This is a genomic window from Moraxella sp. CTOTU47618 (assembly GCF_032017425.1).
GTDB lineage: Bacteria > Pseudomonadota > Gammaproteobacteria > Pseudomonadales > Moraxellaceae > Faucicola > Faucicola tetraodonis.
Window position 1 is genome coordinate 105,955 of the sequence record NZ_DALZPW010000002.1, and the last position, 20,108, is coordinate 126,062.

Annotated in this window: 15 protein-coding genes and 1 pseudogene; 6 read left to right on the forward strand and 10 right to left on the reverse strand. The window is 45.3% G+C overall.

Going from position 1 to position 20,108, the window contains the following annotated elements; genetic code table 11:
- Nucleotides 1–174: 174 nt before the first annotated feature.
- Nucleotides 175–540: a zinc ribbon domain-containing protein YjdM gene (locus RTS09_RS02680; RefSeq protein WP_159375429.1), complete on the reverse strand. Its 366-nt coding sequence runs from the start codon at nucleotides 538–540 to the stop codon at nucleotides 175–177.
- Between the two features lie 264 nt (nucleotides 541–804).
- On the opposite strand from RTS09_RS02680, the gene ygfZ reads away from it, so the two are divergent.
- The gene (gene ygfZ, locus RTS09_RS02685) at nucleotides 805–1,533 is read left to right on the forward strand and encodes a CAF17-like 4Fe-4S cluster assembly/insertion protein YgfZ (RefSeq protein ID WP_312534101.1); all 729 of its coding nucleotides are present in this window, start codon (nucleotides 805–807) and stop codon (nucleotides 1,531–1,533) included.
- Nucleotides 1,534–1,679: 146 nt separating this feature from the next.
- Here ygfZ and RTS09_RS02690 read toward each other — a convergent pair whose 3' ends face one another.
- On the reverse strand, nucleotides 1,680–3,008 hold the full coding sequence (locus RTS09_RS02690) for a BaiN/RdsA family NAD(P)/FAD-dependent oxidoreductase (RefSeq protein ID WP_312534104.1): 1,329 nt from the start codon (nucleotides 3,006–3,008) through the stop codon (nucleotides 1,680–1,682).
- Between the two features lie 376 nt (nucleotides 3,009–3,384).
- Between RTS09_RS02690 and acs the strand changes: the two genes are divergently transcribed.
- Nucleotides 3,385–5,334 (forward strand): acetate--CoA ligase, encoded by a 1,950-nt coding sequence (gene acs, locus RTS09_RS02695; protein WP_309575856.1) that lies wholly within the window; start codon nucleotides 3,385–3,387, stop codon nucleotides 5,332–5,334.
- A 238-nt stretch (nucleotides 5,335–5,572) separates the two neighbouring features.
- Here acs and RTS09_RS02700 read toward each other — a convergent pair.
- Nucleotides 5,573–6,560: pseudogene (locus tag RTS09_RS02700) on the reverse strand (IS5 family transposase).
- Between the two features lie 119 nt (nucleotides 6,561–6,679).
- Between RTS09_RS02700 and RTS09_RS02705 the strand changes: the two are divergent.
- A complete protein-coding gene (locus RTS09_RS02705) occupies nucleotides 6,680–9,055 on the forward strand; it encodes an FdhF/YdeP family oxidoreductase (protein WP_312534107.1) in 2,376 nt (791 codons plus the stop codon).
- A gap of 300 nt (nucleotides 9,056–9,355) precedes the next feature.
- On the opposite strand, the gene RTS09_RS02710 is transcribed toward RTS09_RS02705, so the two are convergent.
- Nucleotides 9,356–9,604 carry an AMP-binding protein gene (locus RTS09_RS02710; protein WP_007115126.1) on the reverse strand — a complete coding sequence of 83 codons (249 nt, stop codon included), beginning with the start codon at nucleotides 9,602–9,604 and terminating at the stop codon, nucleotides 9,356–9,358.
- A 267-nt stretch (nucleotides 9,605–9,871) separates the two neighbouring features.
- Between RTS09_RS02710 and RTS09_RS02715 the strand changes: the two genes are divergently transcribed.
- The 3 genes from RTS09_RS02715 to RTS09_RS02725 all read left to right on the forward strand — a co-directional run bounded on the left by RTS09_RS02715 (nucleotide 9,872) and on the right by RTS09_RS02725 (nucleotide 13,836).
- Nucleotides 9,872–10,981: an S-(hydroxymethyl)glutathione dehydrogenase/class III alcohol dehydrogenase gene (locus tag RTS09_RS02715; protein WP_312534375.1), complete on the forward strand. Its 1,110-nt coding sequence runs from the start codon at nucleotides 9,872–9,874 to the stop codon at nucleotides 10,979–10,981.
- 42 nt (nucleotides 10,982–11,023) lie between these two features.
- A complete protein-coding gene (gene fghA, locus RTS09_RS02720) occupies nucleotides 11,024–11,908 on the forward strand; it encodes an S-formylglutathione hydrolase (protein ID WP_312534115.1) in 885 nt (294 codons plus the stop codon).
- A 140-nt stretch (nucleotides 11,909–12,048) separates the two neighbouring features.
- Entirely contained in the window at nucleotides 12,049–13,836 is a 1,788-nt protein-coding gene (locus tag RTS09_RS02725; protein ID WP_065253834.1) for an FMN-binding glutamate synthase family protein, read from the forward strand.
- A gap of 68 nt (nucleotides 13,837–13,904) precedes the next feature.
- Here the strand turns inward: RTS09_RS02725 and glmS are convergent, their stop codons facing one another.
- The 6 genes from glmS to ribH form a co-directional block, all read right to left on the reverse strand.
- Complete coding sequence (gene glmS / locus RTS09_RS02730; RefSeq protein ID WP_312534120.1) at nucleotides 13,905–15,743, reverse strand: glutamine--fructose-6-phosphate transaminase (isomerizing); 1,839 nt, start codon at nucleotides 15,741–15,743, stop codon at nucleotides 13,905–13,907.
- A gap of 182 nt (nucleotides 15,744–15,925) precedes the next feature.
- The gene (gene glmU, locus RTS09_RS02735; protein WP_312534123.1) at nucleotides 15,926–17,284 is read right to left on the reverse strand and encodes a bifunctional UDP-N-acetylglucosamine diphosphorylase/glucosamine-1-phosphate N-acetyltransferase GlmU; all 1,359 of its coding nucleotides are present in this window, start codon (nucleotides 17,282–17,284) and stop codon (nucleotides 15,926–15,928) included.
- Between the two features lie 45 nt (nucleotides 17,285–17,329).
- A complete protein-coding gene (locus RTS09_RS02740) occupies nucleotides 17,330–17,908 on the reverse strand; it encodes a phosphatidylglycerophosphatase A family protein (protein ID WP_312534126.1) in 579 nt (192 codons plus the stop codon).
- A gap of 14 nt (nucleotides 17,909–17,922) precedes the next feature.
- The gene (gene thiL, locus RTS09_RS02745) at nucleotides 17,923–18,888 is read right to left on the reverse strand and encodes a thiamine-phosphate kinase (RefSeq protein WP_312534129.1); all 966 of its coding nucleotides are present in this window, start codon (nucleotides 18,886–18,888) and stop codon (nucleotides 17,923–17,925) included.
- Nucleotides 18,889–18,942: 54 nt separating this feature from the next.
- On the reverse strand, nucleotides 18,943–19,503 hold the full coding sequence (gene nusB / locus RTS09_RS02750; protein WP_312534132.1) for a transcription antitermination factor NusB: 561 nt from the start codon (nucleotides 19,501–19,503) through the stop codon (nucleotides 18,943–18,945).
- A 9-nt stretch (nucleotides 19,504–19,512) separates the two neighbouring features.
- Nucleotides 19,513–20,028 carry a 6,7-dimethyl-8-ribityllumazine synthase gene (gene ribH, locus RTS09_RS02755; RefSeq protein ID WP_007115135.1) on the reverse strand — a complete coding sequence of 172 codons (516 nt, stop codon included), beginning with the start codon at nucleotides 20,026–20,028 and terminating at the stop codon, nucleotides 19,513–19,515.
- Nucleotides 20,029–20,108: the final 80 nt, after the last annotated feature.

Genomic DNA, 20,108 nt, shown 5'->3' on the forward strand with positions numbered 1-20,108 from the left:
AAAAAGTATATGATTAAATTTGTAGAAAAATAGCCTTATTGTAACGTATTTTTCTACAATCACCTACTGAATTTATTGTGACAGCTTTTGGGAGATCATAAAAAAAGATAAGCTTTGGGTGTCAATATCCATTGCAAACGCAAAGCCCCAAACAAAGCCCAAACCCTCCCAAAACTAGGCTTTTTTGACGACGCTGGATTTGAGTTTCATCGCGCCAAAACCGTCAATTTTACAATCAATATCATGATCATCGGTAGCATCATGGAGCAGGCGAATGGATTTGACTTTGGTGCCAACTTTAATGGGCGTGCTTGCGCCTTTGACTTTTAAGTCTTTAATAACCGTCACACTATCCCCATCTTGTAGCACATTGCCGACAGCATCTTTAATAACTTGCTCGCTGTCTGCTTCGGTTTCGCCCGCTTGCCATGCCTGCTGCGCTGCTTCAAAGCCACACATCGGGCAAATCAATAAATCGCCATCTTGGTAGGTATAATTTTCTTTACACTTGGGGCATGGGGGACAGGCAGGTAAACTCATAGCACACGCTCAATTATCTTAGAAAAATTTAATGGTCTTAAGATAGTGTATTGTACGCGATAAGTCACCCCAATAATAGTAATCAGCTAGTACAGACAAACCCTCTGACAGATGACCTAGTAACAGCATTAAATCAGAACTTATTCAAGCAGGACTTAAACCAGCATTTAGTCAAGCATAACCTAATAAAGCATGATTGCAGTCCGAGCCCAATTGTGCAAAACTTTGATTATAATTTTTTTAGCAAATAAAAAGAGAGCCACCATGACAGATTTCGTCGTCTTTGATATAACCGGTGCCGATGCCCAAAAATTCTTGCAAGGACAACTGACCTGCAACGTCACCAAACTCAGCGAGCAGTACCAAGCGACCGCAATTAGTAATCTCAAAGGGCGCGTTGCGTTGGGTATTTGGATTAGGAAAATAGCGGATGACGCTTACCAAATCGTCATCAGCCAAGACTGTGCCGATGAGTTTGCCAAGCATATCAAAAAATACGCGGCGTTCTCAAAACTTACCTTATCAGCCCCACGTGATATTTTTGCGGTTGTTGACAATGGGGTACCTAGTTTTAGTGAATCAGAGAATGGCTCTGACACCGACGCTAACCGCAAAGCATGGCAAAAAGCGAGTATCGCTACAGGTAATTACTGGATTGTCACAGCCACCCAAGGCTTATGGCAACCCCAAGAGTTACGTCTACACCAACACGGCGGGGTTGACTACGATAAAGGCTGTTATTTAGGTCAAGAAATCATTGCCCGGTTATATTTTAAAGCCAGCCCAAAAGCTTGGCTCCACCGCGTAGCAGGTACCGGTGATATACCTAACCCAGGTGAAAAAATTGGCAGTGTCGATGTGGTCAATAGCATTGCTACTGACACAGGTTTTGAAGCCTTGGTCGTCGGGCGTCCCGATGATATTGCCGCCAGTAACCTGACCATTCTTGAATTACCTCAAGCACTGCAACAACCGGTTGCGCGCCAACACTAAACACCCACCAAACTTGATTAACGTAAATAAGTTAAAATAAATGGCTTAAAGATTAAAATAAAAAAGGCATTTCGCTGATGCCTTTTTTAACCGTTTTTTTAGGTTTATCAATACCTAACCCATTTCAAACCTAAACCATTTTATAACTAAACCACTTCGCCAGCCACAAACCCGCTTGCCCAAGCCCACTGGAAATTGTAGCCACCCAGCCAACCAGTAACATCGAGCACCTCGCCGATAAAATACAAATTCGGTTGTAACTGACTTTGCATGGTTTTTGAGGAGACTTTATCAGTAGCAACGCCACCACGGGTGACTTCAGCTGTGCGATAGCCTTCAGTGCCTGATGGCGTCAAACGCCAAGCATTGAGCTGCTCACCGAGCTGCGCTAACTTCTCGTCTTTGATATTGGCAAGCTCAGTCTCAGCCATGTCTTGCCACAATAAATTTTGCAAAGTAATCATTACTTTTTTAGGTAGCGTCGCCGCGCCTATCTGGTCGTTTAGCACGGTTCTAATCAGCTGTTTTGGGTGTTGTTTTTTTTGCTCGGTTAAAAATACTGCCATATCAAGGCTTGGGAATAAATTGATAAAAATCGGCTCGCCCACCTGCCAATAATTCGATAGCTGTAACATCGCAGGCCCGGATAAACCGCGATGGGTAAATAGCACAGGTAACCTAAAACTGATGCGCTCGTTAAACGCAATGACCTCAAAACTAACCCCCGATAACGATTTAATCGCATTGCCAATCTTATCGGTAAAGGTAAAGGGTACGAGTCCTGCCGATGTTGGTACAATGGTATGCCCAAATTGCTGCGCTACTTGGTAACCAAATCCTGTCGCACCCATGGTCGGAATTGACAGCCCCCCTGTGGCGACTACCAATGAGTGACAAGTTAAGGTTTGCTCGCTACTTTTTTGATGCGCTGGTTGATTGGCTTGTTGATTGACCGTTAAAACAAACCCCGTATTGTCGGGTAACGCTTGGATTTGCTGGATGGTGGTTTTTAGTTGAATAGTCACTTGATTGGCGCGGCACTCAGTCAGTAGCATTTGCAAAATATCATTGGCAGAGGTATCACAAAACAGTTGCCCATGCTCACGCTCATGATAAGGAATCTGATACTGGCTAACCATCCCAATAAAATCCCAATTTAGATACCGTGACAACGCCGATTTGCAAAAGTGCGGATTGCTACTTAAATAATGCTTGGGCTCAATGTCATAGTTGGTAAAATTACAGCGCCCACCGCCACTCATAAGGATTTTCTTGCCCGCTTTATTGGCATGATCTACCACCAGTACCCGCCGTCCGCGCTTGCCCGCTGTCAATGCACAAAATAGTCCTGATGCCCCTGCCCCGATGATGATAACATCATACGCCAACGTGGACGGTGCGTTTGTTGACCCAGCGTGATTTTGAACCGTGTCAATCTTTGGTGAAGTATTTGGTGAAATATGTTGTTGCTGCATGATGACCGCTATTTATCAAGTAAAAGACCAAATGAGAATCTGCTTACAATAAAGATATTTGCCCAAGATCGGAAAAAATATCCTTAAAAATATCCTGAGTAACATTGCAAAATTTGTGATTTTTTGCCAAACTAAGGAAAAGGCACTCTAGAATCAAGGATTAGATTGTATTGCATTTTCATAGTGAGCGGACGTTTATTGATGGCTCGTTTTATCGCTCTGTTGCTAGCCCGTGTTACTGCCAACTTGTCAATGTTAGCTTATCAACGTGAAAATGTTGTTTTTTAAGTTAAGCCCGCTACCTATTTGAGCCGTTTGTCAGTTCGTAGCCATTTAGAGTATTACCCCACCCCCCTGTCATAACAAGGAATGTTTTATGAAGAGCTACCCTCATAGCGCTGAATTTGCCGCTAAAGCCAACACCACTCCCCAAAAATACGCCGAGACCTATCAAGAATCTGTGGAAAATAACGAAGCGTTTTGGGCAAAACGCGCTGAATGGATTGATTGGATAAAAAAACCCACCAAAATCAAAAACGTCAATTATGACCTAAACAATTTTAGCATTAAATGGTTTGAAGATGGTGAGCTTAATCTATCGGTCAACTGTCTTGACCGTCACGTTGCTGAAAACCCTTACAAGCCTGCGATTATTTGGGAAGGCGATCACCCCTCACTTCACAAAATCATCTCATACAAAGAGCTACATTCAGAAGTATGCCGCCTTGGTAGCGCACTGCGTCGTAAAGGCGTCAAAAAAGGCGACCGGGTCACCATTTATTTACCCATGATTCCTGAAGCGGCGGTTGCGATGCTGGCTTGTGCGCGGATTGGCGCGGTTCACTCATTGGTATTTGGCGGGTTTTCAGCAGACAGTCTAGCTAGCCGTATCATCGATAGCCAATCAAAAATTGTCATCACTGCTGATGAATCTGTGCGTGGCGGTAAACATACGCCGCTTAAACAAAATGTGGATCGTGCGCTAGACCATGACGGCACCGAATGTGTTGAAAATGTCATTGTGGTGTACCGTACCGGTGAATCCATCCCCATGAGCGGACGCCGCGATATTTGGTATCACAACTTAATCGACAATGCCTCTGAAGACTGTCCACCAGAGCCAATGAATGCCGAAGACCCGCTATTTTTACTTTATACTTCAGGCTCAACTGGCAAGCCTAAAGGCGTAGTACACACCACCGGTGGTTATTTGACCTATGCCCTATCCACCTTCCGTGACGTGTTTGATATCAAAGACAATGACGTATTTTGGTGTACCGCCGATGTGGGCTGGGTCACAGGTCACACCTATGTGGTATATGGACCGCTTGCCAACGGCACAACGACCGTGATGTTTGAAGGAGTGCCGCAGTACCCAGATTGGGCGCGTATCGGTCATATCGTTGACAAGCATGACGTTACCATCTTGTATACTGCGCCAACCGCCATTCGAGCGATGATGAAAGAAGGCGATGATTACGTCCGTAAATCAAACCGTTCCAGCTTACGTCTGTTGGGCTCGGTGGGTGAACCTATCAACCCTGAAGCTTGGAACTGGTATTATAACGTGGTGGGCGAAGGACGTTGTCCGATTGTCGATACTTGGTGGCAAACTGAAACAGGGGGTATTTTGATGACGCCAATCCCCAATACGGTTGATCTCAAACCAGGCTCCGCGATGAATCCGCTGTATGGCGTCAAGCCAGCGATTGTCGATGCCGAAGGTGCTGAATTAACGGGCGCTGCCGAAGGCAACTTAATCATCAAAGACAGTTGGCCAGGTCAAATGCGTACCATTTGGGGAGACCATAAACGCTTTTTAGAAACTTACTTTAGCACCTATCCAGGCGCTTACTTCACAGGTGATGGTGCCCTGCGCGATGAAGACGGTCATTATTGGATCACAGGTCGTGTGGATGATGTCTTAAACGTCTCTGGTCACCGCCTAGGTACGGCCGAGATTGAAAGTGCGTTAGTATCGCATCCTTCCGTCGCTGAAGCGGCTATTGTCGGTATGCCGCATGAGCTTAAAGGTCAAGGCGTTGCCGCTTACGTCATCTTAAAATCGGGCGAAGAGCCAAGCGAGATGCTTAAAGGTGAAATCAACCGTCATGTCCGTGGTGAGATTGGTCCAATCGCCAACTTAGACTCGCTATATTTGGTCGAAGCCTTACCAAAAACGCGCTCCGGTAAAATCATGCGCCGTATTCTGCGTAAACTTGCCGCGCATGAATTTGAAGGTTTAGGCGATACTTCAACCTTGGCAGAACCAGAGGTGGTTGATAACCTCATCAATGTGGTTAAAGCTGATAAACAGCCTGCTTAATGGCTTACCAAAATTGAAAAAACGTCTGTAGTTACAGGCATTTTTTCATGGTTTTTTAATTGTTAGAGACCTTTGCACAAACCAGCGACTATCTCTCGACACCAATTTCAAACTCAACTAAAAACTGGAATTGGTGTTAAAAAAGCGAAAAAAGTCACCGAATTGGCATAAAAGTCTCCTAAATTGCAGTAAATTAACGTCTATTGGCTAGTTTTGCCAACCAACAGACACAATAATCCTAAGATAGTCCGTATTTTCGCTTCAAACCTAGGGCAGTTTTTAAATTATGCACAATGCTAGCAAGCAATGTACGGGTATGAAATTGCATTAAGCCAAGATGACGAGCCTTGCTCATCCCATAATTTAAAATGACCGAATACCCGTTCTACCGTATTTCTGGTTTGGCTCTTTTGGGTATTGGTACGTTTCTGTTGTTCGGTAAGTGGTGTATTACGCCATGCCCTATCATGGATATGATTGTTGATAGGCGGTTCATGCTCGGCAAGATAGTCGTCATGGTCTTGGCTTTTATACGCACTGTCGGCGTAAACGGCTGATTCATCACCTGTTAAAAGCGTGGTAAAACATTGTGAATCATGGACATTGGCTGGGGTAGTTTGAATCTTTTTGACAAAGCTGTTTTCATCACAATTAAGATGGATTTTAAAGCCGTAGGTGGTTTTCACTTTGCCTGTGCTGTCTTTTTTACTGACGTAGGCAGCTTCGTTATCTTGGGTATTGTCGGTATGTTTGCCTTTTTTAGCTCGTTTGTTTTTGGCTTCAACGATACTGGCATCAATGATGCTAACACTGCCTGCTTTGATGATGATATTTTGCTCGGCTAGTTGTTGACTAATTTGGTTGAATAAGGGTTTTATGAGTCAAAGTTCACCTAAGTGTTTGTGGTATCGCCAGATGGTGCTGTGGTCGGGTACGTTATCGGTAAGCGATAGACCAACAAAGCGACGAAATAGTAAATCTCTTGCCAGTTGTTTTTCCATGGCTGGGTCGGATAGGTTATAGAGTTTTTGTAGTAGTAAGATTTTAAACATGATGACAGGGTGAAAGGCACTTTCGCCACGATCACTGCTATGAACGTGGCGTAAGGTTTGCTCGATAGTTTGCCAGTTGATAAGGTTGTGTAGTTCATCAAGTTCTTCGATGGCTTTATGACCATTGATGAGACTGTCTGCTAGGGAGAGTTGCCCTGTTTGTTTCCATGCCATATTCGTGTCTTTTGCTATCTTTTTGACTTTACTGTATTATATCACTTTTACAAACTTTTGTTTATTTGTTAGTGCAAAGGTTTCTAATTTATCTCTCCTCAAATATTTTGGAAAATGCCATGCGATTAATGCAACCCTTCCATACGTTGACGAATCAAATTTTTGACTATGTCAATCTTCCTCATGGTTTGACTCATACCACCGATTTGAACCAAACCGATAATAAACTTGATGCGCTTATTACGCCATCTGGGGGTTGGGGTGCGTTGATAGCCGTGCAAGGTAATATGCGAAAGCAGCAGGCATTGACCCGTGCGCCAATCACATTATTAGACCTAAATCAGCCATTTGGCACTAAGTGCCCAAGTTGTGCATTTCCAAACGGCAAAAAAAAGCCCATTAATTTTTGTGAAAATGGGGCTAAAGCAACGGCATTTGAAACCACCAAAAAAACCGTGACGGCTGATTTTTTTGCCAAATATACCGTCACTGAACTGCTCGCGCAAAGTGATTATTTCTTGGAAAACCAAGGACGCTTGACTGAGCCTATGCAGTACAATGCGGCGACTGATAAGTACGAACCCATCGAATGGGAAGCTGCTTATCAGTTGATTGCCAGTCATCTCAATCGATTGGATGACCCGAATGAAGCTGTCTTTTATACCTCTGGTCGAGCCAGTAATGAAGCGTCGTTTTTGTATCAGTTATTTACCAAATGCTATGGCACGAACAATATGCCAGATTGCTCCAATATGTGCCATGAAGCAAGCAGTGTGGGGTTAAAAGATAGTATCGGCTTAGGTAAAGCAACCATCGTAATGGATGACTTTGAGCATTGTGACAGCGTGTGGAGTTTTGGGCATAATCCAGGTACCAATCACCCACGTATGCTAGAAACATTGGCAAATGTCGCTGAGCGTGGTGGCAAAATCATTGTGATTAATCCGCTTAAAGAGCGGGGACTTACCCGTTTTCAAGATCCAAAACGCCCAAGCCAAATGCTGACAAATGGTAGCACGCCACTTAGTCACTATTTTTTCCAGCTAAACATTGGCTCAGACTATGCGTTAATGACGGGCATACTCAAGCATTTAGATAATTGGGATCGCGAGGCACGGGATAACGGTAAAGCCGCTATTTTTGATCATGACTTTATTCAAGCCCAGACCGTAGGCTTTGATGAAATGATTGCAGGGGTAAGGGCGACCGATTGGCAAACCATTTATCATATTACAGGGTTAGACGCGCAGCAAATTGAGCAACTAGCCCAGCTTTATCGAGAGAGTAAACGTCCTATTTTAACATGGTGTATGGGCATCACCCAGCATCGTCATGGTACGGACAATGTGCATATATTGGCAAATTTAGCCTTGGTTATGGGGCATATTGGCAAGACAGGGACGGGACTTGCGCCGATTCGTGGGCATAGTAATGTTCAAGGTAACCGTACCATGGGTGTATGGGACAAGCCTTCAGATAAGCTACTTGATCAAATCGACAAAGTTTTTGGCATTAAGTCCCCTAGAGCGCATGGCTATAACGTTGTAGAGACCCTTGAAGCCATGCAACAAGGCAAGGTTAAAGTATTTATGAGCCTAGCGGGCAATTTTGCAGTGGCAACCCCCGATAAAGCACGTACAGAAGCGGGTATTCGCGGCTGTGAGTTAACGGTACAGATACAGACCAAGCTCAATCGTAGCCACTTGATTCATGGTAAAGAAGCCATTATTTTACCTTGTTTAGGACGAACAGAAATTGATAAGCAAGGCGACAATAACCAATACATTAGTATTGAAGATTCCATGTGTAATGTGGTGTTGTCACAAGGAGCGCGTCAGCCTGTTTCACATAAATTGCGCGCTGAAACTGAGATTATCGCAAGTATCGCTGCGGCTACACTTAGGCATAGCCCGATTCGTTGGGCTTGGTATGTAGAAGATTACGACCGAATTCGTAATGACATTGCTAAAGCCATTGAAGGCTTTGATAACTTTAACCAAAAAGTCTATACCAAACAAGGCTTTCATCTACCGCATCCTGCCAACCGTTATGAATGGCAGACCCAATCTGGTAAAGCCACCTTTTTCTTTACACCGTTAACCGAGATTTATGCAGATAAATTGACGGCTCAGCCCGATGATTTATTAACACTAACCAGTATCCGTTCTCATGACCAATTCAATACCACCATTTATGGGTTGGATGACCGCTATCGCAACGTTTTTGACACGCGGCAAGTAATTTTTATGAATGCTGATGATGCTGATAGATTGGATTTAAAAGCAGGTGATAAGGTGACTATCCAAAGTGAATACGGCGATGGTATTGAGCGAAAAGTCACAGGCTTTCAAGTCATTTTGTATGATATCCCTAAAGGCAATCTAGCCATGTACTACCCTGAAGCCAATCCACTGATTGCGATGACAGATTTTGATAAAAAATCAGGCATGCCTGCCTTTAAAACCGTGTCGGTTAGGCTGAAAAAATGTGCTTAATAATCATAGGGTTGCTTAAAAAACCCTATGGATGATTGTTAAATGTAAAAGTATCATTGAATAAAAAAGTGATGATTGAAAAAACAGGCTGAAAAGTTGATAAAATAGTGACAAGTGATTTACACTAGCCATCAAATGCCCAGCCTGTTCTAGTCTATCAGGTTGCCCCAGCTTATCTAAGCGCTTGTATTAAGCGGTTGTATAAAGAAAAATGGCGTAAAAAGCGGTAAAAAGCCCTATTGATCAATCAGTCGTAATTGAGTCTTTTGAATTTTGCCAACCGCGGTTTTGGGCAATTGTTCAATAAATGCATAATGACGTGGGCCTGCCTGTGGTGCCGCCTGTGTATTGAATAAAGGCAACATCATCCAGTGATTTATTTGGCGGTTGATAAGGTAAATTTTGAGCAGCTGTTAATACCTGACTTAAGCGTAACGGCTGATAGTTGTTGTCAATTTGGTAAGGTGCTACCAGTTTTTTGACATATTTGACGCCAAGATTGACAAACTTGCCTTTAACGCCTAGCAAATCACCCAACGTGATAATCACTACTCTTTTAACGGGCGTTTTATCGATGACTTTTTGTAAGGTATGGGCAAAATTTTCTTGTTAAATATTTTTAAAAATCCAATTCAAATTTTTAATTTTAATGATGATTTAATTAAACCCAATTGCTTACAATTTTGAGCTTAATCATGCGATAATGGGTTATGTTATAATGCCGACCAAAGGCATTTTTAATAAAACCAATATAACAAGGATAAACCGATGACTGATATGACTGCGGCCACAGCGCCATTAGATTTTACCAAACCTATCAAATCGCGTGCTGCGGTAGCTTTTGCTGCGGGAGAACCATTACAAATCGTCGAAATCGACGTCGAGCCACCGCGTAAAGGTGAAGTACTCGTCAAAATTACCCATACGGGCGTTTGCCACACGGACGCATTCACCTTGAGTGGCGATGACCCTGAAGGGGTTTTCCCAGCGGTTTTGGGTCATGAAGGCGCAGGTATTGTGATGGCAGTCGGTGAAGGGGTAACCAGTGTACAACCTGGTGATCATGTCATTCCACTATATACGGCTGAATGTGGTGAATGTTTATTTTGTAAAAGTGACAAAACCAATCTATGCGTCGCAGTGCGTGCCACCCAAGGTAAAGGCGTGATGCCTGATGGTACTACCCGTTTTAGCTATCAAGGTCAGCCAATTTATCACTACATGGGCTGTTCGACGTTTAGTGAATATACTGTCGTTGCTGATGTATCGCTTGCCAAAATCAATCCTGAAGCCAATCCTGAGCAAGTCTGTCTATTAGGTTGTGGCGTGACCACAGGACTAGGTGCGGTAAAAAATACCGCTAAAGTACAAGAAGGCGATAGCGTCGCGGTATTTGGGCTTGGTGGTATTGGGCTTGCTGTTATTCAAGGTGCCAAACTTGCCAAAGCAGGACGCATTATTGCGGTTGATACCAACCCTGAAAAATTTGAGTTAGCCCGTGAGTTTGGCGCGACCGATTTTGTCAATCCAAAAGATTATGACCAACCCATTCAACAAGTGATTGTTGAGATGACAGGTTGGGGTGTGGATCACAGTTTTGAATGTATTGGTAACGTCAATGTCATGCGCTCGGCACTTGAATGCGCGCATCGTGGCTGGGGTCAAAGCGTGATTATTGGTGTCGCGGCTGCAGGTCAAGAGATTTCCACTCGTCCGTTCCAACTAGTGACAGGTCGCCGCTGGTTAGGCTCTGCATTTGGTGGGGTGAAAGGTCGCTCGCAGCTGCCAGGTATGGTGGAGCAAGCCATGCACGGTGATATCCAACTGGCACCTTTTGTCACCCATACCATGGGGCTTGAAGATATCAATGCCGCATTTGATTTAATGCATAAAGGTGAGTCCATTCGTTCAGTGGTGCATTACTAAACCACTACCAAACTTAGCGTTAAAAAGAATGGGAAACTCACCATGAAAAAAATTGAATCGCATAAATTGCACGGTGGTGACCTACAAGTGTGGCAGCATACCAGTGCTACCACACACACGGAGATGAAATTTGCCATCTATTTGCCACCCAAAGCCATCGCCCATGAAGCAGCCAAAACCACTGAAACAACAGTTCAAAAATGTGCGGTGCTGTATTGGCTATCAGGGCTGACGTGTACTGAGCAAAACTTTATTCAAAAATCTGGGTTTGCTGAGTATGCCAGTCGTCACAACGTGATTGTGGTAGCACCCGATACCAGTCCTAGGGGTATTGATATTAGCGGTAATGATGTGCCTGATGACAGCGCTTATGATTTGGGGCAAGGGGCAGGCTTTTATGTCAATGCCACCCAAGCGCCTTGGGCAACGCATTTTCAGATGTATGATTATATCGTCGATGAGTTGCCTAATCTAATTGAACAGCATTTCCCAGCCAGTGACCAGCGCAGTATTTTTGGTCATAGTATGGGTGGACATGGCGCGCTGATGATTGCCCTACGCAATCCGCAGCGCTATGCCAGCGTATCGGCCTTTTCCCCCATCGTCGCACCGTCACAAGTGCCTTGGGGACAAAAAGCCTTTAGCGCTTACTTAGGCGATGACCAAAGCACCTGGGCAAGCTACGATAGCTTAGCGTGGATGAAACAGTCTGCGCATAGCAAAAAATTACCGCTATTGATTGACCAAGGTAGTGGGGATGAGTTTTTGGCTGAGCAGCTCAAACCTGAGCTTTTTGCGCAAGCTGCCAAGGATGCCAATTATCCGATGACGCTGCGTATGCACGACGGTTATGACCATAGCTACTATTTTATCAGTAGTTTTATCGCTGACCATTTTGCTCACCACGCCGCTGCCCTTCAAGCTTAATCACACAATCACTTGTCGGCGCACACGGCTGACAAGTGATTGACCATTTTGTAATCGCATTCCCCTCTCCGACATTTAAAATAACCACAAATTTGCGATGATTATTTTGTCCGCGATCCTATCTGATAAGGAAGATTGTCATGGTTGACAAGCGCACTGATATCACGGTAACCCCTACCCATAAAGAGCCCTATTTGCAAGGCGTTGTGTTTCGCTACAGCGTGTTTGTCATTGCCTTTGCTATCCTTGCGTTGGGGATTGTGCTACTTAAATGGTGGCTGATAGTGATTGGTCTGGTGGGCTTTGTGGTGGGCATTTATGATTTGATACAAGTCCACCATGCCGTCTTACGTAACTACCCAATTTCGGGACATATTCGTTATCTATTGGAAGAGTTTCGACCTGAACTGCGCCAGTATTTGATTGAAGATGACCAAGCCGCCGTGCCGTTTTCGCGCCAGCAGCGTGCGCTTGCTTATCAACGTGCCAAAAACGTCAGTGATACCAATGCCTTTGGTACCTTAGAAAATCTATACCAGTCTGGCAAAGAATGGTTTTTACAATCCACCCTTAGCTACCCCCTCAAAGAAACCAATTTTCGTATTATGGTGGGCGGTGAACGATGCCTGCAGCCCTACTCGATGTCGGTGTTTAATATCTCTGCCATGAGTTTTGGCAGTCTTTCAGCCGCGGCAATCGAAGCGCTCAATCAGGGCGCAAAACTCGGTGGATTTGCTCATGATACAGGTGAAGGTGCGATTAGTCCGTACCATAAAGAACACGGCGGCGATTTGATTTGGGAGCTGGGTACCGGGTATTTTGGATGCCGTAATCACGATGGCACGTTTAGCGCCGAAAAATTCGCTGAACGCTCGCGCATTGAGCAAGTCAAAATGATTGAAATCAAGCTGTCGCAAGGGGCAAAGCCTGGTAAAGGCGGGGTGTTGCCCAAAGAAAAAATCACCCCGGAAATTGCCGAAACCCGTGATGTGCCGATGGATGTAGACTGCGTTTCTCCAGCGAGCCACTCAGCCTTTACTACCCCGCGTGAGATGGTGCAGTTTTGGCAACAGCTGCGTGAATTGTCAGGGGGCAAGCCGGTTGGTTTTAAGCTGTGTGTCGGACAGCCTTGGCAGTTTATGGCGATTGTCAAAGCCATGATTGAAGCAGATAATTACCCTGATTTTATCGTGGTTGATGGTGCAGAAGGCGGTACAGGTGCTGCGCCTGTTGAGTTTATGGATAATGTTGGCATGCCACTACTCGATGGCTTTTTGCTTGTGCACAACACACTGGTGGGTGCGGGGGTGCGTGACAAAATCAAAATCGGTGTCAGTGGTAAAATCATCTCTGCCTTTGATATCGCTCGCATGCTAGCGCTGGGTGCAGATTGGTGTAACTCAGCGCGTGGCTTTATGTTTGCGGTGGGCTGTATCCAATCGCGCGCGTGCCATACCAACAAATGCCCAACTGGAGTTGCCACCCAAGACCCCTATCGTCAGCGGGCATTACATATTCCTGATAAGGCACAGCGAGTCTATAATTTTCATAAAAATACGCTTAAATCATTGGCAGCGATTGTCGGTGCGGTGGGTTTAAAACACCCAAAAGATTTACAAGCGTATCATATCGCCAGACGACTGGAAAATGGGCAGATTAAGCTATTATCCAAGTTTTATTATTTTACGGAACCTGGCGTGTTACTGAATTTATCGGCGCGCTCAGATGTTTTTAACCAAATGTGGGTCATGGCAAATCCTGATAGTTTTTTGGCAAATAACGAGGCGTTAATTGCTTACAATCACGATGTGCGTCACGCCCATGACCATAACGAAAAGCGCTTTAATGAAGGCAATTATCCTGAACGTATCGACAGCTTTGATGAAACCGCAAATAGCTATTATACCTACGATGATGACCCTTCTTAATACTTTTTCCAAAAAAAAACCGCTAACGATTAGCGGTTTTTTTGTGTCAGCTTAACTTATAGCTTAGCTTATTCCACCGTGACGCTTTTGGCCAAATTACGGGGTTTATCAACGTCTGTGCCTTTGGCAAGCGCAACATGGTAAGACAACAATTGTACAGGAATGGTGTGTACAATAGGCGATAACACGCCAATATGACGTGGGGTGCGAATCACGTGTACGCCTTCACTATCGGAAAAATCACTGTCAAGATCGGTAAATACAAACAACTCACCACCACGCGCCGAGACTTCTTGCATATTGGCTTTGACTTTATCAAGTAGGCTGTCATTTGGCGCTATCACCACCACAGGCATATTTTCATCAACCAATGCCAGTGGACCGTGTTTTAACTCGCCAGCGGGATAGGCTTCCGCATGGATATAGGTGATTTCTTTGAGCTTCAATGCGCCTTCTAATGCAATCGGGTAATGAATACCACGCCCCAAAAACAGCGCGCTTGGCTTATCAGCAAATTTGCTTGACCAGCTGCTGATCTGTGGCTCAAGATTGAGCGCATATTGAATATCATTGGGCAAGCTACGCAGCGCATTGGTGTATTCGACCAGTTTAGTGTCATCCACATAGCCACGCACACGACCGAGTGTCACCGCCAAACCAAATAAAGCCACTAACTGGGTAGTAAAGGCTTTGGTTGAGGCGACCCCAATCTCCGCACCGGCTCGGGTGTAGACTACTAGCTCACTGGCGCGAGGCAAGGCAGATTCCATCACGTTACAGATGGATAGACTATGTTTGTGACCCAAGGCTTGTGCGTATTTTAGCGCCTCCATGGTATCTAGCGTTTCCCCTGATTGCGAGATGGTGATAATCAATCGTTTTGGATTGGCAATCACCTCACGATAACGGTATTCGCTAGCGATTTCGACATCGGTGGCAATTTTGGCAATACTTTCCAACCAATATTTGGCGGTCGATGCAGCATAATACGACGTGCCACAGGCAAGAATCTTAATACTGTCGATATCATTGAAAACGGCTTCAGCATTTTCACCAAAGTTGTTGGCGATAAACCCCGCATCCAAAAAGATTTCGGCGGTATCTGACACTGCTTTTGGCTGCTCGTAGATTTCTTTTTGCATAAAGTGGCTATAAGCCCCTAGTTCAAGAGACGCTAAGGACACTTGCGAAGTGGTAGCTTTGCGGGTCGCTGGATTGCCTTGTTTGTCAATCATTTGTGCCACGCCATCTGCGGTCAACTGGGCAATATCGCCATCTTCAAGATACATGATTTGACGGGTAAAGGCGACAACTGCTGAGACATCCGATGCGATAAAGGTTTCATGCTCACCTAAGCCAATAAGTAACGGACAGCCCATACGCGCCACCACCATGTTTTGTGGCATATCGTTGGCAATCACCGCAATTGCATACGCCCCATGAAATTGCTGGGTCGCCGCTTGTACCGCATTGAATAAATCACCGCCGTTTTGTACGTAGTGCTGATGCACCGCATGGGCGATGACCTCAGTGTCGGTTTGTGACTCAAAATGATAGCCATTTTGCTGAAGGCGGGCGCGCTCGGCTTCAAAATTTTCGATGATGCCGTTATGTACCACCGAAATCAAATCACCTGAGATATGCGGATGCGCGTTTGGCTCAGTGACACCGCCGTGGGTCGCCCAGCGAGTGTGACCGATGCCGGTGTGACCGTAGACACCCCGCTCTTTGGCAGCAGCTTCCATCAAGGCAACACGCCCCACTCGGCGCACGCGTTTGAGTCCTTCATCGGTTTGCACCGCAATACCCGATGAGTCATAACCCCGATATTCTAGGCGTTTTAAGCCATCGGTTAAAAAATCTACCACATTGTCTTGCGCACGAATGGCGCCAACGATACCGCACATAACTGTTCCTTAGTATCCAGTTTTTGGTGTGAGCAATCAAATTTGACTGCTGTGAAAAACAATCCCCCCGTTTACACAGTCGTTAGATTGTTTTATTGTTGCTTAACCAAACGGCTTTATCGTATAAAGCAAGTTTATGGTATTAAGCAAGAATTTGTTAAATTTAGGCAAAAATTCAAATATCAAGATTTTTTTTCAGGACGTTGCCAACCCTCAATGGTGACTTGTTTGCCACGGGCGATAGACAGTTTTTCGGCAGGGCAGGCTTTACTGATGGCACTGCCTGCGCCAATGGTGGCACGGTCACCAATGGTCACAGGGGCAATCAGCACCGCATTTGAGCCAATTCTGACCTCATCACCGATTTCGGTTTTAAACTTATTAACGCCATCATAATTAGCAGTGATGGTGCCTGCGCCGATATTGGTCTTTTGTCCAATGGTGGCATCGCCCAAATACGCCAAATGATTGGCTTTAGCGCCGCTTGCCATTTGGGTGTTTTTAAGCTCCACAAAGTTACCGATATGCACTTCTTTGTCAGTGACCGCATCAGGGCGCAGACGGGCAAATGGTCCGATTTGGTTGTCTTCACCCACTACCGCATTGTCAAATAGACTGTAAGGTTGCACCACAGTGCCACTGGCGATTTTGCTGTTTTTGATGATACAACCTGCGCCGATTTTGACGTTATCACCTAGCTCACAGTCACCTTCAATGATGACATTAATATCAATTTGCACATCTTTGCCAACTTTAAGCGAACCGCGTAAATCAAAACGGCTTGGGTCAATCAAATGTACGCCTTGTTGCATCAGCGCTTGGGCTTGATGCGTTTGCCAAGTACGCTCTAGATTTGCCAACTGCAGACGGTCATTCACGCCTTCGATTTCAAACTGGTAGGTCGGCGATACGGTGGCGATTTCGATGCCGTCATCTACCGCCATTTTGACGATATCGGTCAGGTAATATTCGCCTTGGGCATTATTATTGGTCAAGTTATTGAGATATCGATGCAAAATATCATTGGCGACACAGTACACACCACTATTGATTTCAGTGATTTGTCTTTGCTCATCGTTGGCATCTTTTTCTTCGACAATGGCGATTACTTGGTCGTTGTCACGCACAATACGCCCCAAACCGAACGGGTTGGATAAGTTTAGGGTCAGCATGGCAAAACGGCTGTCTGTATTTGCCAGTTTCTCTAAGGTATCGACGCCAATAAGGGGCACGTCGCCTGACAAAATCAAGCTTTTCCCATCCGTAGGCAACACCGGCAAAGTCATTTGCACCGCGTGACCCGTGCCCAATTGCTCAGCTTGCTCGACCCAATCAATTTGTTCATCGGCAAAGGCATCTTTGACTTGTTGACCTTCAAAACCATAGATAATGATATTTTTTTGGCTACCCAATTGTTTGGCAGTGGCGAGTACGTGATGTAGCAAAGGCTTGCCTGCCAGCGGTTGTAGCACTTTTGGCTTGCTCGATTTCATGCGAGTGCCTTTGCCCGCTGCCATGATGATGGTGGTTAAGTTGGTCATGGGAATCCCTTATTTTTTTTAAATTAATTTTAATGATACAACAGATTAAACATAAGTAACGAGCACACTCACAAAGACTATTAGCACAACCCCTGTCATCAGCCCCGCCAAAATGTCATCAATCAAAATACCAAAACCGCCGCTCACATTCTTATCCACCCATTTAATCGGAAAGGGTTTTAAAATATCAAAAAAACGAAACGCGACAAATGCAGCAAAGTATAGTAGCAGTAAACTTAACTGATGACCTTGCAATAAAGCATCATCGTAGAAATGCAGCCATAAAATTGGCAAGAGTGACACCCACATGCCGACCCATTCATCCCATACGATATGCGGGTCATCGTGTACACCCATCAAATCAGACGTTTTACCGCAGATATAACTACCGACTAGAGCGCCCACCACCGTAACCGCCAAGAACCCCCAGAACCCCAGCCATAACATCGGAATGGCAACCACCAGTCCGCCCACCGTGCCCCACGTCCCAGCAGCACGCTTTGGCAATCCTGAGCCTAAGCCGATACCGAGCCAATAAATCAGCTTTTCCCAAACGCTCGCGGTTGGTGGACAAGGCGGGCAAACATTGGCTTTACGGACGTCGGGTTTATGCAGTTGAGTCATAGGAAGTTCTTTGGCTAAAAATGCTGATAGCCAGTGATCGAAAATTCAATTGGTTGGTTATTATAAGTCAGCCTCAAGCCGTTTTCTGTGACAATTTTGCCAATGGCAAAAATTTTATCCGAAAACTGTTGATTAAATTTGACAAAATTTTGCTCACTCATGGTAAAGCACAGCTGATAATCATCACCGCCATTGAGCTGATGTTGCCACTTATCAGCATTTGGCAAGGCTTGTAATCGTGGGTGCGTTGGAATGCTGGCTAAATCGACCACCGCGCCCACCTTTGATGCGGTCAGGATATGACCCAAATCCTGTCCTAGCCCGTCTGAAATATCAATCATGCTATGGGCAAACCCACGTAATTTTTGCCCTAGATCAACTTGCGGAACAGGTAAATCGAGTGCCGGCTGTAAAGCGATTGGTTGTAAAGCGATATTGTGCTGCTCAGATTTTTCAGCGTTAAAAATCTGCTGTAACGCAAAACTTGCTGAGCCAATCTCACCGCTGACACAGATGATATCACCGACTTTTGCGCAACCTCTGGTAATAGCTTGCCCAGTTGGCACAAACCCCAGTGCAGTGACAGAGAGGGTTAAGGTGTTTGATTGGGTGGTATCGCCACCGATAAGCTCGACATCAAATCGGTTGCAAATGTCCGCGATACCTTGGGCGAATGGTTTGAGCCAGTCATCCTGTGCAAGCTTAGCAGGCAAGCTAATACCCAACAATATCGCATAGGGTGTCGCCCCCATCGCTGCCAAATCGGATAAATTGACCGCGACCGATTTATAGCCGATGGCATAAGCGGATGTTGATAAGGGAAAATGTCGACCTGCAACCAGCGTGTCAATACAGCTCACCAGTTCGCAATCGCTTGGGATACTGCTTATCGCGCAATCATCCCCAATACCCACTTGGGTCAAAGGGTTTTTGCGTGTACAGTGTTGAAAATGTTGATAAATCAAAGAAAATTCGGACATCCTAGCCATCCGTATCGAGCATAAAAGGGCGTATTGGCTACGCCCTTTACGGTATTATTTTTCTTCTTCAGTGGTCGCTTGCGATGGCGGCTGCGGCGCATCCTCTGTTTTGGCTTTTTTGGCATCTGCCTCTACTTCAGGCATACGCGCCTCTTTGGCGATTTTATCCATCACCACATGAATCATTTTATAACCATCTGATGAGCCAAAATGGGTATTGAGCTGAATCGCTTCATCAATCACTACTTTGTAAGGCACTTCCAAGTGCTGCTTCATCTCATACGCACCGACAAGCAGTACCGCTTGCTCAACTTTATCTAGACGTGTCCAAGGGCGATCCAGTAGGCTGTCGATATAGGCGATTAAGTCATCGCTTTGCTCAATGATTTTGCTCAGTAGCTCGTGATAATAGCCCAAATGCACCGTGTGCATGGCATTCTCACTGCGGGTATGCGCTTCAATTTCGTGCGATGGATTGCCTGTCAACAGCCATTCATATAACCCTTGCACCACAAAACGGCGTGCTTTACGAATCGCGGTCAGGCTGGTTTTATAATTGACGGCGTTGTCTTGACTCGCCTGCGCTGGTGAGGTGTGGGTTGAATTGTCAGTCATATTGCTACCTTATTCACCAGCCATTTGTGCGTCAATTTGACCCAACACGTTAATCATCTCAAGCGCGACCATGGCTGCTTCTGAGCCTTTGTTACCGGCTTTGGTGCCAGAGCGTTCAATGGCTTGTTCGATGCTGTCTGTGGTCAAAATCGCATTAATAACAGGCACGTCATAATCCAACCCAATCGCGCCCAAGCCTTTGGCAGATTCACCAGCGACAAAATCAAAGTGCGGCGTGCTACCACGAATCACTGCGCCTAAACCGATGATGGCGTCAAATTTATCGGTTTGTGCCATACGGGCAACCGCCAGTGGAATTTCCCAAGCACCCGGTACACGTACGACAGTAATATTGCTACCTGCGATACCATGACGCAGTAAGGTATCAATCGCGCCGCTGACCAAACTTTCTACCACAAAACTGTTAAAACGTCCTACCACCATACCGATTTTGGCGTGGGCATTGGTGTGTAGTTCACCGCTGATATGCTGTACTTGGGCGAGTTCGTTTTGAAGATTTGCCATGATGATTACCTTTAAATTGTAAAAATTAGAATCTGATTTTGCTAGGTATGATACCATTTTTGTTAGGTTTATTCATGTTA

Excerpts from the sequence above, each read along its gene's own strand:
- RTS09_RS02680 (WP_159375429.1), bottom strand. The coding sequence starts at position 540 with ATGAGTTTACCTGCCTGTCCCCCATGCCCCAAGTGTAAAGAAAATTAT.
- ygfZ (WP_312534101.1), top strand. The coding sequence starts at position 805 with ATGACAGATTTCGTCGTCTTTGATATAACCGGTGCCGATGCCCAAAAA.
- RTS09_RS02690 (WP_312534104.1), bottom strand. The coding sequence starts at position 3,008 with ATGCAGCAACAACATATTTCACCAAATACTTCACCAAAGATTGACACG.
- acs (WP_309575856.1), top strand. The coding sequence starts at position 3,385 with ATGAAGAGCTACCCTCATAGCGCTGAATTTGCCGCTAAAGCCAACACC.
- RTS09_RS02705 (WP_312534107.1), top strand. The coding sequence starts at position 6,680 with ATGCGATTAATGCAACCCTTCCATACGTTGACGAATCAAATTTTTGAC.
- fghA (WP_312534115.1), top strand. The coding sequence starts at position 11,024 with ATGAAAAAAATTGAATCGCATAAATTGCACGGTGGTGACCTACAAGTG.
- RTS09_RS02725 (WP_065253834.1), top strand. The coding sequence starts at position 12,049 with ATGGTTGACAAGCGCACTGATATCACGGTAACCCCTACCCATAAAGAG.
- glmS (WP_312534120.1), bottom strand. The coding sequence starts at position 15,743 with ATGTGCGGTATCGTTGGCGCCATTCGTGCGCAAGACAATGTGGTAGAT.
- glmU (WP_312534123.1), bottom strand. The coding sequence starts at position 17,284 with ATGACCAACTTAACCACCATCATCATGGCAGCGGGCAAAGGCACTCGC.
- RTS09_RS02740 (WP_312534126.1), bottom strand. The coding sequence starts at position 17,908 with ATGACTCAACTGCATAAACCCGACGTCCGTAAAGCCAATGTTTGCCCG.
- thiL (WP_312534129.1), bottom strand. The coding sequence starts at position 18,888 with ATGTCCGAATTTTCTTTGATTTATCAACATTTTCAACACTGTACACGC.
- nusB (WP_312534132.1), bottom strand. The coding sequence starts at position 19,503 with ATGACTGACAATTCAACCCACACCTCACCAGCGCAGGCGAGTCAAGAC.
- ribH (WP_007115135.1), bottom strand. The coding sequence starts at position 20,028 with ATGGCAAATCTTCAAAACGAACTCGCCCAAGTACAGCATATCAGCGGT.